The organism is Duganella sp., from assembly GCF_039595735.1.
Lineage (GTDB): Bacteria > Pseudomonadota > Gammaproteobacteria > Burkholderiales > Burkholderiaceae_D > Rugamonas.
The window spans coordinates 100,083-114,439 of record NZ_JBCNLB010000001.1 but is presented as its reverse complement, the minus strand read 5'-3'; the positions used below and the strand labels follow the sequence as shown (position 1 = coordinate 114,439).

Sequence of the window (14,357 nt, the reverse complement as noted above, 5' to 3'; positions counted from 1 at the left end):
ATCTTACTTGGTCAGGTAAGCGTGCAGGTCGTGTGCGAAGGCGTCCAGCTCGGCCAGGGTCAGGCGATTGACGCGGTTGAAACCATTGTAGGCCAGCACTGCCGGAATCGCCACCGTCAGGCCGATCGCAGTCATCACCAGCGCCTCGCCCACCGGGCCGGCCACTTTATCGATCTGCACCGTGCCGTGCGAGGAGACATTGGCCAGCGCATGGTAAATGCCCCAGACAGTGCCCAGCAGGCCGACAAACGGCGCCGTGGCGCCGATCGACGCCAGCAGCGTCAGGCCGGCCTCAAGCCGGTTGGTAGAACGTTGTATCGCCGCGCGCAGCACGCGCGTGGCCTGCGCCGAGCGGTCCATCTCGCCGCCCAGCGACGGCCGGGCGGCAGCGGTCAGCTGCGCGGCGCCCTGCTGCGCCAGCGGCAGGAAAATCTGTTCAGGATCGGCCAGCGCCAGCGCGGCCACGCCGTCCTGCATGCTGGGCGCATCCCAGAAGGCCTGCACCGCCGGCGCGCTGCGACGGATGCGCCAGGACGCATAGGCCTTGGCCAGGATGAAGAACCAGCTGACCAGCGACATCGCCAGCAGCACAAACGCCACCGCATGGCTGATGGCGTCACCCTGCTCCCAGAAGCGGCTCAGGGTGAATTGGCTGGCCGCGGGATTCATTTGTCTTTGAGGCCCAGCACGTCATACATGTCGAACAGGCCGGTCGGCTTGTCGGCCAGGAAGCGGCAGGCGCGGATGGCGCCATGCGCGTAGGTGACGCGGCTGCTGGACTTGTGGCTGATCTCGATGCGCTCGCCGATGCCGGCAAACAGCACGGTGTGGTCGCCCACGATGTCGCCACCGCGGATGGTGGCAAAACCGATCGACGAGGGATCGCGCTCGCCGGTCACGCCTTCGCGCGCGAACACGCCGTGTTCCTTCAGGTCGCGGCCCAGCGCGTCGGCAATCACCTCGCCCATTTTCAGCGCGGTGCCGGACGGGGCATCGACCTTGAAGCGGTGGTGGGCTTCGATGATTTCGATGTCGTAGCCGGTGGACAGTGCCTTGGCGGCCTGCTCCAGCAGCTTCATGGTCACGTTGACGCCGACCGAGAAGTTGGGCGAGAACACGATGGCGGTTTTCTTTGCCGCTGCCGCGATCGCGGCCTTGCCGGCATCGTCAAAACCGGTGGTGCCGATCACCAGCTTGATGCCGTGCTCGGCGCAATATTTCAGGTGCTCGAGGGTCGCTTCCGGACGGGTGAAGTCGATCAGGTACTGCGCGCCCGCCAGGCCCTTGCTGAAGTCCGACTCCACCGGCACGCCGGCCGGCTTGCCGAGGAAGGCGGCGGCATCGGCCTGCTCCGAGCCGGCACGGTCCAGCGCGCCGGACAGGCGGGCGTCGTCCGCATTCTGCACGGCTTCGATCAGGATGCGGCCCATGCGGCCGCCGGCGCCGGCGATGGCGATGTTCATCTGGGTCATGCTCAAATCCTTGTTATTTCTTGTCGTTGCTGATCGTGACACCGACCGGCGAGGCAGCGGCCGGGTTGTCGGTGCCGGCCGGCAGCGGCGCGGTCGGGGCCGGCTTGGACAGCGCTGCCTCGATGGCCGCTTCCTTCTTGGCGTTCGGCGCCGGGCCGGCGATGCGGGCGATGTATTCTTTCTCGGTCGGCAGGTTGCCGCCTTCCCAGCGCTCCACCTTGCCATCCTTGTCAAAGAACACGATCACGCGGCTGGTGGTGATTTCGCCATTGCCCTTGGCCAGGCGGAAAGCATAATCCCAGCGGTTGCCGTGGAACGGATCGGTCAGCAGCGCGGTGCCGAAGATGAAGCGCACCTGGTCCTGCGTCATGCCGACTTTCAACTGCGACAACATCTCTTCCGATACGAAGTTGCCCTGCTGAATGTCCGGACGATACGGCGAGAAGAACCACATGAAACGTTGCAGTTTGGTAATAGTGGTGGTTTGCGCGCCCTTGCTGGCATCCAGCGTCGGCTCGCTGTCTTTCACCTCGGTCGATTTCTCGCCCAGCGTGGTTTTGGTCGCGCAGCCGCCCAGCGCCAGCGCGACGCAAACGGTCGCGGCGACAGGAGTAAAACGGTGCAACAAAGACTGCGAAAAAGCCTGGGTGACGCGCATAAATGTCCTCAATCTGGTCGAGCGGATGTGCCGAAAAACGCTATATCATAAAGCACCCGGCACGGGACGGGGCAAATCTTTGTAACCGGATTAGTCGGAGTACGGTAAACTAGCGGCTAGCTATCGCCAACCAATCTACGAGTCTCGACCATGGGTAACAATCCTACCGACCTGAAGGCCAGCGGCCTGAAAGCCACGCTGCCACGCATCAAAATCCTGGATATCTTCCAGAACAGCGAAGTGCGCCACCTGACCGCTGAGGACGTGTACAAGATCCTGCTGGCGGACAATATGGACGTCGGCCTGGCCACGGTGTACCGCGTGCTGACCCAGTTCGAGCAGGCTGGCCTGCTGAACCGCAACCACTTCGAAACCGGCAAGGCCATCTTCGAACTGAACGCCGGTTCGCACCACGACCACCTGGTGTGCGTGGACTGCGGCCGCGTGGAAGAGTTCTACGACGAATCGATCGAAGAGCGCCAGCATGCCATCGCCAAAGAGCGCGGCTTCAAGATTGCCGAGCACGCGCTGGCGATCTACGGCAACTGCACCAAAACCGCCTGCCCGCACCGCCCATAAAATTCGGGGTCAGCTCTGTCATTCGGACACGGGCTCAACAATTATATAGTTGAGCCCGTGTCCGAATGACAGAGCTGACCCCGAATTTAATTATGCGTCAGGGCGTTGGAAAGCAGCTTGGCGGTGATGTCGACGATCGGTATCACCCGCTCGTACGCCATCCGGGTCGGGCCGATCACGCCCAGGGTGCCGACGATCTTGCCGTTGGCGGTGTACGGCGCGGTCACCACGCTCATCTCATCCATCGGCACCAGGCTGGATTCACCGCCGATATAAATCTGCACCCCGCTGGCCTTGGACGACACGTCCAGCAACTGCATCAGGCCGGTCTTCTGCTCAAACATGTCAAACATCTGCCGCAGCGACGTCATGTTCGATGACAGGTCGCTGACCGACAGCAGGTTGCGCTCGCCAGCAATCACCATGTTGTCGGAATCGTCGGCCATGGCCTCGCTGCCCGCCTCCACCGCCACCTGCATCAGGCGCCCCATGTCGTCGCGCAGCTGGCGCAGCTCGGTCTGCAGGCGCGCGTGCACTTCGTCAAACGCCAGCCCGCCGTAATTCTGGTTGATGTAATTGGCCGATTGCACCAGCTGGGCCGGGCTGTAGTCGACGTCGGTCAGCAGCAGGCGGTTTTGCACGTCGCCGTTGGGCGCCACGATCACCAGCAGGATGCGCTTTTCGCCCAGGCGCAGGAACTCGATCTGCTGGAACACCGACTCGCGGCGCGGGCTCAGCACTACGCCGGCAAACTGCGACAGCGAGGACAGCATCTGCGCCGCATTGGTGATCATTTTCTGCGGCTGCGGCGATTGCAGGCGCAGCTGTGCGCCCACCGCCTGCTCGTCCAGCTGCTGCACCGTCAGCAGGGTATCGACAAAGATGCGGTAGCCGCGCGGCGTCGGCACCCGGCCGGCCGAGGTATGCGGACTGGCCACGTAACCCAGCTCTTCCAGGTCGGCCATGATGTTGCGGATGGTGGCCGGCGACAGCTCCAGCCCGGAAATTTTGGAAAGCGCACGCGACCCCACCGGCTGGCCGTCCGCGATATAGCGTTCCACCAGGGCCTTGAGCAGGGTTTGGGCACGATTGTCGAGTTGCATACTAAATATCGGTGTAAAAGTCCTGTTTATATTATGCACTTCAATGCGGCATCTGCCCACGTATCCAGTGGAGCAGTTCGTCAAACGTGGCGCAAATCGCATCCGGCGTCACGCCCGCTGCCAGGTGGGCGCTGCTGCCGTGGCGGTTCATCCAGACCGCGCGCAAGCCGGCCGCCTGGGCGCCCTGCACGTCCAGCCGCAGGTCGTCCCCCACGTACACCGCCTCCTCTGGCGCCACGCCCATCGCCGCGCAGGCGGCATGGAAGATGCCCGGGTCCGGCTTGGCGCGGCCAAACTGCGACGACGACAGCGCATACTCGAAATGGTGGTCCATGCCGATCACTTCAAGATCCGCGTTGCCGTTGGTGATCACGCCCAGCCGCAGCATGCCCTGCAGCAGCGGCAGCACCGGCAGCACATCGGCATACGGCACCACCAGGTTGCGCTGCACGGCAAAGTGCTGCATCGCGCCTTCGATATGGGCCGGGTCTTCGCCCAGTTCGGCAAACACCTCGGCCAGCGCCTCGCGCCGCAGGCGGTACAGGTCGGAGATCAGTTCTGGCCGGCGCGCCAGCAGCGCCATGCGGCGCACCCGCAGCTCGGCCACGCTGAAGGCCTGCGCCACTTTGGGCGCGCTCCCGGCCAGCCAGGCGTGCCAGCTGTCCTCGGCGGCCGCGATGACCGGGCCGATCGGCCACAGGGTATCGTCAAGGTCAAACAGCAGAGCGAGCGGACGGCGAGCAGTCATGGTGATGTAGGCAAATAAACACCATGGTAACATCAGGATTATTCCGCTGGAGATCCCGTGCTGTTACCCATCCTGAAACGCCTGGCCCCGGCCATGCTGCTGGCCGGCTGCGCCGCCACCAATCCGCTGCCGCCGCCTGACTTTACGTCCTATGTGGTGATCGGCGAATACGGCGCCGCCGTGGCGCGCGTGCTGATCGACGCGCCCACCTGCCCCGACATCGTGCTCAACCAGCGCAGCCAGCCGATGACGCTGCGCGCGCCGGCCCAGACCATCCCGCTGCGCACCACGCCGTCGGTGCCAGCCGATTCCAAAGCGGCCGACTTCCCGCTGCTGACCTGCGAAGCCATCCTGCCGGCCGGCACCAGCAGCGCCAGGGTGCTGGGCCGCGCGCTGCCGCTGCCCACGGCCGAACCGACCCGCATCGTGGTGATAGGCGACACCGGCTGCCGCCTGCAAAAGAGCAGCAACAGCTACCAGGCCTGCAACGACAAGGAACAATATCCGTTTGCCACCGTGGCCGCCCAGGCCGCCGCCTGGAAGCCGCAGCTGGTGATCCACGTTGGCGACTACCATTACCGCGAAAACGCCTGCCCCGAGGGCAACGCCGGCTGCGCCGGCAGTCCATGGGGCTATGGCTGGGATGCCTGGGACGAGGACTTCTTTGCACCGGGCGCCCGGCTGCTGGACGCCGCGCCGTGGGTGATGGCGCGCGGTAATCACGAAAACTGCCTGCGCGGCGGCCAGGGCTACTGGCGCTTCCTCGACCCGCGCCCGCTGCTCAAGGGCCGCGACTGCAACGCGGCGGCGGACGACGCTGTCGGCAACTACAGCGATCCCTACGCCATCCCGATCGGCCAGTCCACCCAGTTGCTGGTGCTGGACACCGCCAACACCACCTGGAAAGGCCTGAAGCCGGGCGACCTCGGCTACGACAAGTACCGCGATCTGTATCGCAAGCTGGACGCCCTGGCGCAGCAGGCGCCGCGCAACATCGGCATCAGCCACCATCCGCTGCTGGGCATGGGCGCCGACCGCAAGGCCGACGGCAGCATCGTGCTGCTGCCGGGCGACGCCGGCCTGCAAGCCAGCTTCGGCTCGCTCAATCCCCGGCTGTTCCCGGCGGCGGTGCAGGCCATGCTGTCCGGCCACGTCCACCTGTGGCAGCAGGCCAGCTTCAGCAGCGGCCACCCGAGCCAGTTCATTGCCGGCTTTGCCGGCACCTCGGAAGACATCGTGCCGCTGCCGGAACAACTGCCGCCGGGCGTGACGCCAGCCCCGGGCGCGCTGGTCGAGCATTTCAGTTCCTGGGTCGACGGCTTTGGCTTCATGACCATGGAGCGCCGCGGCGCCGACCAATGGCAGGTGGAAGTGCATGATTTGCAAGGAAAAATCCGCAACCGCTGCACGCTGGACGGGCGCCGCTCGGTGTGCGAAGTGGCGCAGGTGAAGTAAGCCGGCGACACAGGCTGTTACATCCATTTGCAAGGGCAAGCATGCCAAATGCACTAAAATACGGCGCACAAGTGTAATATGCTGCCTCCCGTGCGTGCTGCCGGGCCCTATTCGTTTTGGAGAGAGAGTTTTTATGAAAAGTTCGTATCTGCGTGCGGGCCTTGCCCTGCTGTGTGGTGTCATTCTGAGCGCCTGCGGCGGCAATGACGGCAACCTGTCGCTGTCCGGCACCATCGGTTATGAGGGGCCTCCAAAAGCAGGCCTGGTACTGATCAACAAGGGCAACGGCGAAAAGCTGACCATCGAAACCGGCGCCGCCAGTTTTGTGTTCACCAGGCTGCTGGGCAGCGATGAGAGCTTCGACGTGGAAGTGGACACCAATCCGACCGGTGCCATTTGCACCGTCACCAACAACACCGGCAACGCCAACGTCTACACCGTGTACCGGGTAGCGGTCACCTGTAAAGCCAACCCGTTCGTGCTGGGCGGCACCGTCAAGGGTCTGACCGGCACCGGCCTGGTACTGGCCAACGGTCCGGACACCGTGGGCGTGCTGCCAGCGGCCACCGCCGGCGCCGACGTCACCTTCAAATTCCCGACCCAGGTATCGAACGGTTCCTCGTATGGCGGCACTGTGCTGACCCAGCCTGCCGGCCAGACCTGCAAATTCGACAGCGCGCTGAATCCGGGCACCATGCCGAATGCGGACCAGCTGGGCCTGATCGTCAACTGCACCAACAACTAAGCCGCGCGCGCTTTCAACTTTGGAGAAATACATGAAATTTTCGTACGTAAGCGCCGTGGCGGCGCTGGGCGTGGCCGCCGCGCTGGCAGCCTGTGGCGGCAAGGCGCAGTTTGCGGTGCAGGGCACGGTGGTCAACCTGAACAATAGCGGCCTGATCCTCGGTAACGGCAGCGATACCGTGAGCGTGCCATCCGGCGCCACCACCTTCACCTTCCCCAAGCAGATTGACTACGGCACTGATTACAACATCGTGGTCAAGCAAAACCCGGCCCACATGCAATGCGGCGTGAGCCGCGGCAGCGGCTCAGCCGGTCAAAATGTGGCGATCCAGGCGGTTGTCACCTGCGCGCAAAATGAATACTCGCTGGGCGGCCAGTTCACCGGCCTGACCGCGGCGGCGGACGGCACGGCCCGCACGGTGACGCTGCTGAACGGTTCGGCCGGCGGCTCGGTGACCCTGAGCAGCGCCAGCGCCACCAACGGCGCCGGCAGCTTCGCCTTTAGCGCCACGGTGGCGGACGGCACCGCCTACGGCGTGACCGTGCTCGACCCAGGCAATGGCCTGAGCTGCACCATCGCCAACGGCACCGGCGTCATGCACGAGGTTCCGGTCAACAACCTGCAAGTGACTTGCGTACCCAAATAAGCAAGGCTGGAGGAGATATTCAGCACCCCAATAATTGATATTGGGAAAATAAAGTGGCTTTATATGCTGTCACGCAGCATACTGCACTTGTCTCCTCCACTTCTTGCAAAGGAAATGGATTTAGCCCGCTAGCTTAGCGGGCTTTTTTTTTACTTGAGCAGATTGGTCAGCGCGACGTACTGCGCCAGGCCCACGGCTTCCGGGCGGTCAGTCGGGTTGATGCCGGCGGCGACGATCTGTTCTTCGGTGAACATGCCAGCCAGGCAGTTGCGGATCACTTTGCGGCGCTGGGAGAAGGCTTTCTGCACTACCGCTTCCAGCTTCTCGCCGTCGCATGCCAGCGGGCTGGCGATCGGGATCATGCGCACAATGGCCGAATCCACTCTGGGCGGCGGATCGAACGCCTCCGGCGGCACCACAAACAGCAGCGACATGTCATAACGCCATTGCAGCATCACCGACAGGCGGCCGTACACCTTGCTGCCCGGCTCGGCCACCATGCGCTCCACCACCTCTTTTTGCAGCATGAAGTGCTGGTCCTTGACCAGCGGCGCGAAGGTCGCCAGATGGAACAGCAGCGGGCTGGAAATGTTGTATGGCAGGTTGCCGACGATGCGCAGCTTTTGCCCTTCCGGCACCGGAATGCTGCCGAAGTCGAATTTCAGGGCGTCGCCGGCATGGATGGTCAGCTTGTCGCGCGGGTAAGCCTTTTCCAGGCGCGCCACCAGATCGCGGTCCAGCTCGACCACGTGCATGTGCTTGAGCGTGCGCAGCAGCTGATCGGTCATGGCGGCCAGGCCGGGGCCGATTTCCACCATGGTGTCGTCCGGCGCCGGATTGATGGACTCGGTGATACTGCCCAGCACGTGCTGGTCATGCAGGAAGTTTTGGCCGAAGCGTTTGCGGGCTACGTGTTGTTTCATTGTTTATTGTCCAAAGAATGGTTTGCCATGGTCAGCGCGGCGCTGATGGCCTGCTCCATGCTGCCGCAGTCGGCCTTGCCCAGGCCTTGCGCGGCCAGGTCCAGCGCCGTGCCGTGATCGACCGAGGTGCGGATCAGCGGCAGACCCAGCGTGATGTTGACGCCATTGCCGAACGTCGCGTATTTCAGTACCGGCAGACCCTGGTCGTGATACATCGCCAACACACAGTCGGCATCCTGCAGATACTTGGGCTGGAACAGGGTGTCGGCCGGATACGGGCCGCGCGCATCGATGCCGCGCGCCCGCGCCGCTGCAATTGCCGGCGTGATGGTGTCGATTTCCTCGCGCCCCAGATAGCCGTTCTCGCCGGCGTGCGGGTTGAGGCCGCACACCAGGATGCGCGGCGCGGCAATGCCGAACTTGTCGCGCAGGTCAGCGTGGAGGATGTCCAGCGTGCGCGCCAGGCCATCCGGCGTGATCGCCGCCGACACGTCTTTCAGCGGCAGATGGGTGGTGGCCAGCGCCACCCGCAGCTGCGGCCCGGCCAGCATCATCACCACCTGCGCCGTGCCGGTCTTTTCAGCGAAGTATTCCGTGTGGCCGGAGAACTTCACGCCGGCGTCGTTGATGGTGCTTTTTTGCAGCGGCGCGGTGACCACGGCTTCGAACCAGCCGGCCTGCACCCCCTCGATGGCGGCGTCCAGCGTGGCCAGCACGGCGCGGCCGTTTTCCTTGTCCAGCTTGCCGGGCACCACGTGCGCGTCCAGCGGCACGTCGATCACGCTGATGCGGTCCGGGCCGAAGTGCGGCAAGCCGCCATTGCGCACCGCCATCAGCGACAGCGCGGAAACTTTGATGCCGGGATCGATATCGTTGGCCGTCATGGCCAGGAAGGCGGCGTCGCCCAGCAGCACGCAATTGACCTCGTGCCGCCGCGCCCACGCCGCGCGCAGGGAAATTTCCGGGCCGATGCCGGCCGGCTCGCCAACCGTGACGGCAATGGCGGGGCGCACTCCGGGGCGCCGTTTAGGTGAAGTGGCGCTCATCGTGCTCCCCTTTCTGTCTTACTTGCTGGCGGCGTTGGCGGCCTTGTCTTCTTCGTTGCGGTACTCGACGTACGCGCGGTCGCGCACTTCGCGCTGCCAGCTTTCGGTGGCTTCTTCCAGCTTGCGCTCGCGCAGGGCCTGACGGGCGTTGTTGCGCTCGCGCTCTTTCGAGACGTCGTCGCTCTTGCGCTCCAGCACCTCGATCAGGTGCAGGCCGAAGCTGGTTTCCACCGGCTGGCTGACTTCACCGATCTTCAGCGCATTCATGGCCGCTTCGAATTCCGGCATGGTGTCGCCCGGATACAGCCAGCCCAGGTCGCCGCCCTTGGAGGCCGAGCCGTCGTTCGACACCAGGCGCGCCAGGTCTTCAAACTTGGCGGCGCCATGGTCCAGGCGCTCCTTCAGCTCCAGCAGCTTGCGCTTGGCGTCGGCCGCGCTCATGGTCGGCGTCACCTTGATCAGGATGTGGCGCGCGTGGGTCTGCTGCACCGAGGCCACGGCTTGCGCCTCGGCCAGGCTGCGGCGGTCCACCGCCTTCAGGATGTGGAAGGCGCCGGTGCTCTTGATGATCGGCGTGACCTGGCCCGGCTTCAGCTTGACCAGCGCTTCGGCAAACACCGGCGGCAGGCGCTCCGGCTGGCGCCAGCCCACCGCGCCGCCCTGCAGCGCATCGCTGGCGTCCGAATAGGTGGCCGCCATCTTGGCGAAGTCGGCGCCGGTGCGCAGCTGGCGCATCACTTCCTCGGCGCGCGCGCGGCGCTGGGCTATCACTTCGGCAGTGGCGTTGTCCGGAATGCGGATCATGATCTGCGAGATATTGATCTCGAACTGCTCGGCGGCGGCGGCTTTTTCCGCGGCCACGAAGCTGTCCACCTCGGCATCGGAAATCTGGATCTTGGCGTCCACCTCGTGCTCGCGCAGGCGCTGCATGATGATTTCTTCCCGGATCTCTTCGCGGAACGAGGCGTACGGCGTGCCATCCTTTTCCATCTGGTCGCGCAACTGCTGCACATTCATTTTCTGGGCTTCCGCGATGCGCTGGATGGCGCGGTCCAGTTGCAGGTCGTCCACCCGCACGCCGTATTCCTTGGCCATTTGCAACTGCGAGCGCTCCACAATCATGCGCTCCAGCAGCTGGCGGCGCAGGTCGGCGGCCGATGGCATCTGCACGTTTTGCGCCTTCATGCGGGCGGTCACGGTCTTGATGCGGTTGGCCAGCTCGCGCTGAGTGATGACGTCGTCATTGACCACCACCACGATGGAATCGATGGCCACGTTGCCCGATTCGCCAGGCGGGACGAAACCGGCGCCGGCCGGTTTGGCGGCCGGCTTGGCCGCGGCAGCAGGCGCCGCGGCGGCCGCGGCCGGGGCGGCAGCAGGGGCTGGCGCAGGCTCAGCTTTCTTCTTCGACGAGAACAGGCTACAACCGCTGAGCGCGGCCGTGCACAACAGGACTGCGAGGAGTTTCATCTGGTACTTACTGGCATTACGCATGGTAGAACGCTCAAAGGTGTAAAAAAGTCAAAAAGCGCCGCGGCATTTTTTGCGCGGCGGACGCCAAGTGTACATCAGGAGTTAGCGGCCATAACCCTCATTCAGGCGCTGATAGCCCGGAATACTGGTCTTCATCGCCTCCAGCGGGCTGCCGACGCCCAGATGCGACAGGCCGTTCAGCTCCAGCTGGAAGAAGATCTGGGTCGACGCCTTGGTCGAGGTGGTCACGAAGCGCTGGGCGCCGGTGCGGAACACCCAGCAATCGGCGTTGTATTCGAGGCCGACCAGGCTTTCCAGGATTTTCTTGTCCTGCACCGAGTAGCTGATGCGGCCCACGCCATACCAGCGCTGGAAGATCGGCCACTGGCTGGACAACTCGATATTCTTGAAGCTGTCGCGCAGATAGCGGTAGCCCAGGTTCAGCACTTTCTTCGGGCCCGGTATCCACTGCGCGGTGTAACTTTCCGAGACGATGCGGCTCTGGCTCGGGTTGTACTGCACGGCGCTGTCGAAGCCCCAGGTTTCCGAAATGCGGCCGCTGGCGGCCAGCAGGATATCGGAGTGGGCATCCACCACCGGCGTCGATGAATCGAGCTGCACCTTCTGGTCGCGGAAGTAGAAGCGCTGGCCGAACGCCAAGCGCAAGGCCTCGGCGCCGTTGGCGTCCAGGAAGCGCGAGGTCAGCGCGGCGGTCAGCTGGTTGGCGTCGCCAATGCGGTCCGAGCCGACGAAGCGGTTTTCGCTGAAGATCTGGGCGAAGTTGAAGGTGGCCGCGTCGGTGTCGAAGGTCGGGAACTTGCTCTGGTCGCGGTACGGCGTGTTCACGTAGAACAGGCGCGGCTCCAGCGTCTGGGTCATCTGCTTGCCACCAAACTTGACGTCGCGCTCAAACACCAGGCCGGAATCGAGCGAGAAGGTCGGCACCGTGCGCGACAGGTTGTCGGCGCGCTGCGCGCCAAACGCGTCCAGCTGGTAACTGGCCATGTTGACCATCACCTTCGGCGTGATGAAATAGCTCGATCCGATGATCGGGTAGCTCAGCTGCGGAATCGCCACCAGGCGCGTGCCGTTGATCAGGGTCGGGTGGTAGAAGCGGGTCAGCTCGGAGTCGAAGGCCCAGTCAAAGCCGCCGGCCACGTCGTACTGCGCGGCGTGGAAGTTCACGGCCGGCAGGCGGTCATACGGGCGCGTCACGGTCAGCGAAGGATCGACCACCGATTCCGGGTCTTGCAGCACCTGGTACTTCTGCACGCGCGCGGTCAGGGTCCAGAACTCGCCATGGTAGTCGGTGCGCAGTTCGCGCAGCAGCTGGCGCTCGGTGGAGCTGGACACGGTCTTGGAGAAATCGTTCGGATAGTTGTTGTCCGAGGCGGCGCGGAAGTTCCAGCTGTATTCCCAGTCCTTGCTCAGGTCCTGGGTGTGGGTGGAACGGATCATCCAGCGGTCGCTGTTTTCATCCGGGTTGGCCTTGGCGTACGCGCGGTCGCGCGGCAGGTACTCCAGGTAGGTTTCGCCGCGGTACAAGCCGCCGTCGGTCTCGCCCAGGTAGCGCCCCAGCGCGCCAAACTGGATGCCGCGGTTGCCGATGATTTTCGGGTACAGCGTCAGGTCGCGGTTCGGTGCGATATTGAAGTAGTACGGCACCACCAGTTCGGCGCCGTTCTTGGAACCAAAGCCCGGCGTTGGCGACAGCCAGCCCGAGCGGCGCGCGCCGGACAGCGAGAACGACAGCGCCGGCGTGCCGATGATGGGCACGTCCTTGAAATAAATCAGCGTCTTGCCGGCGGTGCCGACGTCGCGCCCGGAATCCAGGTTGAGCGTGTCCGAGCGCAGATACCAGTCCGGATCGGCGCTCTGGCAGGTGCTGTACGTGCCGTTGACCACCTGCGCTTCATCTTCGTTGATGAAATTCAGGCGTTCAGCCTTGCCGCGCGCGTGGTTGGCTTCCAGCTGGTAGGTCGGGTTGAGCATATAGCCCTTGCCGGTATCCATGTTCAGCTTCAGCTCGTCGCCGGTGAAGTAGTCGCCAAAGCGCCAGATCTTCACATTGCCCTTGGCTTCGACTTCGTCCTCGACCTGGCGGTAGCAGGCGGAATCGGCCTTGACCCTGGTCTTGTCCTTGACCAGTTCCGCGTCGCGGTCCAGCGTGACCTCGCGCTCGGGGCGGCCGCCGATATCCTCCGCCTTGATGATGGTGACAGCGTTCTTGTCTTCCACGCGCGGCGCACGCTGCTTGGGCGGCGCGCTCTGGGCATAGGCGTGGACAGGCAGCGCCGATACAGTGAAGATAGCGGACAAGGCATACGCCAAGCGCTGCGGTTTGGGCATGCGACTCATGAAAAGACGGGACGAAACACCATGAAAGGCGATTTTTTAATTTGAATCCCTTATTATATGGGAATCTTCACCTGACGCCGGTTTCCTCGGCACGCATCAATGTCTTTATTACAGAATTTAACTTCCGATACACGTCTGGAACTGCTGGTGACGTGGCTGCGCCGCCTGAATGTGGTGGACGTGGACAGCATCCGCCCGGCCTCGGCCGACGCCAGTTTCCGCCGCTATTTCCGCCTGAATGTTTTGCCAGAACAACAAGCTGCGCTGGGCCCGACCCTGATCGCCATGGACGCGCCGCCGGAGCGCGAAAACGTGCTGGGCTTTGTCAAGGTTGATGAAATGCTCACGCACGCGGGCGTGACGGTGCCGCGCATTGTCGCCACCGATTACGAGGCCGGCCTGATGCTGCTGTCCGACCTCGGCACCACCACCTATCTGTCGGTGCTGGACCACGACAACGCCTCGACCATGTACGCCGAAGCGCTGGAAGCGCTGGTGAAATTCCAGCTGACCAGCCGTCCGGACGTGCTGCCGGAATATGACCGCGCCTTCCTGCTGCGCGAAATGAATCTGTTCCCCGAGTGGTACATCGGCCAGCACCTGAAGGCCACGCTGACGGAAAAACAAAGCGCCGAGCTGCAAGCTGTGTTTGACGCCATCCTGGCCAACGTCACCGCGCAGGCGCAGGTCTATGTCCACCGCGATTTCCATTCACGTAACCTGATGGTGGTCGACGCCGGCAATCCGGGCGTGCTGGATTTCCAGGACGCGCTGTATGGCCCGATGACCTACGATCTGGCCTCGCTGCTGCGCGACGCCTACGTGTCGTGGGATGAAGAACTGGTGCTGGACTGGGCGATCCGCTACTGGCAGCACGCCAAGTCGCTCGGCCTGCCGGTCAACGCCGACATCGACGCCTTCTACAAGGACTTCGAATACATGGCGCTGCAGCGCCACCTGAAGATTCTCGGCCTGTTCTGCCGCCTGAACTACCGCGACGGCAAGCCGCAGTACCTGGACGACCTGCCGACCGTGATGGAATACGTGCGCAAGACCGCCGGCCGTTACAAGGATCTGCGGCCGCTGATCAAGTTGCTGGATCTGCTGGAAGACCGTCAGCCGCAAGTCGGCTACACCTTCTGAGGGCGCGC

General features: G+C 63.8%; 14 protein-coding genes. 5 read left to right on the top strand and 9 right to left on the bottom strand.

Translation table 11 applies throughout. The annotated features are described in order from the left end of the window. Nucleotides 1-3: 3 nt before the first annotated feature. Genes ABDW57_RS00505 through ABDW57_RS00495 form a run of 3 tightly spaced genes read right to left on the bottom strand, consistent with a single transcriptional unit; the run spans nt 4 to nt 2,130 of the window. Nucleotides 4-669: a MotA/TolQ/ExbB proton channel family protein gene (locus ABDW57_RS00505; protein ID WP_343728248.1), complete on the bottom strand. Its 666-nt coding sequence runs from the start codon at nt 667-669 to the stop codon at nt 4-6. After that, nucleotides 666-1,472 carry a 4-hydroxy-tetrahydrodipicolinate reductase gene (gene dapB, locus ABDW57_RS00500; protein WP_343728247.1) on the bottom strand — a complete coding sequence of 269 codons (807 nt, stop codon included), beginning with the start codon at nt 1,470-1,472 and terminating at the stop codon, nt 666-668. Before dapB ends, ABDW57_RS00505 begins: the two co-directional genes overlap by 4 nt. Before the next feature lie 13 nt (nt 1,473-1,485). Next, on the bottom strand, nt 1,486-2,130 hold the full coding sequence (locus ABDW57_RS00495) for an outer membrane protein assembly factor BamE (RefSeq protein WP_343728246.1): 645 nt from the start codon (nt 2,128-2,130) through the stop codon (nt 1,486-1,488). 150 nt (nt 2,131-2,280) lie between these two features. On the opposite strand from ABDW57_RS00495, the gene fur reads away from it, so the two are divergent. Next, nucleotides 2,281-2,709 carry a ferric iron uptake transcriptional regulator gene (gene fur, locus ABDW57_RS00490; protein WP_176648127.1) on the top strand — a complete coding sequence of 143 codons (429 nt, stop codon included), beginning with the start codon at nt 2,281-2,283 and terminating at the stop codon, nt 2,707-2,709. Nucleotides 2,710-2,795: 86 nt separating this feature from the next. On the opposite strand, the gene hrcA is transcribed toward fur, so the two are convergent. Together hrcA and ABDW57_RS00480 are read right to left on the bottom strand one after the other, a co-directional pair. Continuing rightward, the gene (gene hrcA / locus ABDW57_RS00485) at nt 2,796-3,812 is read right to left on the bottom strand and encodes a heat-inducible transcriptional repressor HrcA (protein WP_343728245.1); all 1,017 of its coding nucleotides are present in this window, start codon (nt 3,810-3,812) and stop codon (nt 2,796-2,798) included. Between the two features lie 40 nt (nt 3,813-3,852). Then, nucleotides 3,853-4,560, bottom strand: coding sequence for an HAD family hydrolase (locus ABDW57_RS00480; RefSeq protein WP_343728244.1), 708 nt, complete (start codon nt 4,558-4,560; stop codon nt 3,853-3,855). 57 nt (nt 4,561-4,617) lie between these two features. Between ABDW57_RS00480 and ABDW57_RS00475 the strand changes: the two genes are divergently transcribed. The 3 genes from ABDW57_RS00475 (at nt 4,618) to ABDW57_RS00465 (ending at nt 7,406) form a co-directional block, all read left to right on the top strand. Then, on the top strand, nt 4,618-6,015 hold the full coding sequence (locus ABDW57_RS00475; RefSeq protein ID WP_343728243.1) for a metallophosphoesterase: 1,398 nt from the start codon (nt 4,618-4,620) through the stop codon (nt 6,013-6,015). Between the two features lie 133 nt (nt 6,016-6,148). After that, nucleotides 6,149-6,760, top strand: a complete 612-nt coding sequence (locus tag ABDW57_RS00470; protein WP_343728242.1) for a hypothetical protein — start codon at nt 6,149-6,151, stop codon at nt 6,758-6,760. 31 nt (nt 6,761-6,791) lie between these two features. After that, entirely contained in the window at nt 6,792-7,406 is a 615-nt protein-coding gene (locus ABDW57_RS00465; RefSeq protein ID WP_343728241.1) for a hypothetical protein, read from the top strand. Nucleotides 7,407-7,555: 149 nt separating this feature from the next. Here ABDW57_RS00465 and rsmA read toward each other — a convergent pair whose 3' ends face one another. The 4 genes from rsmA to ABDW57_RS00445 form a co-directional block, all read right to left on the bottom strand. Then, the gene (gene rsmA, locus ABDW57_RS00460) at nt 7,556-8,329 is read right to left on the bottom strand and encodes a 16S rRNA (adenine(1518)-N(6)/adenine(1519)-N(6))-dimethyltransferase RsmA (RefSeq protein ID WP_343728240.1); all 774 of its coding nucleotides are present in this window, start codon (nt 8,327-8,329) and stop codon (nt 7,556-7,558) included. Next, complete coding sequence (pdxA, locus tag ABDW57_RS00455; RefSeq protein ID WP_343728239.1) at nt 8,326-9,375, bottom strand: 4-hydroxythreonine-4-phosphate dehydrogenase PdxA; 1,050 nt, start codon at nt 9,373-9,375, stop codon at nt 8,326-8,328. Before pdxA ends, rsmA begins: the two co-directional genes overlap by 4 nt. 18 nt (nt 9,376-9,393) lie before the next feature. Beyond that, complete coding sequence (locus ABDW57_RS00450; protein ID WP_343728238.1) at nt 9,394-10,845, bottom strand: peptidylprolyl isomerase; 1,452 nt, start codon at nt 10,843-10,845, stop codon at nt 9,394-9,396. 105 nt (nt 10,846-10,950) lie between these two features. Beyond that, on the bottom strand, nt 10,951-13,206 hold the full coding sequence (locus ABDW57_RS00445; RefSeq protein ID WP_343728237.1) for an LPS-assembly protein LptD: 2,256 nt from the start codon (nt 13,204-13,206) through the stop codon (nt 10,951-10,953). Nucleotides 13,207-13,305: 99 nt separating this feature from the next. Here ABDW57_RS00445 and ABDW57_RS00440 point away from each other — a divergent pair, with 99 nt between their 5' ends. Further along, nucleotides 13,306-14,349 (top strand): phosphotransferase, encoded by a 1,044-nt coding sequence (locus ABDW57_RS00440; protein ID WP_343728236.1) that lies wholly within the window; start codon nt 13,306-13,308, stop codon nt 14,347-14,349. Nucleotides 14,350-14,357 lie beyond the last annotated feature (8 nt).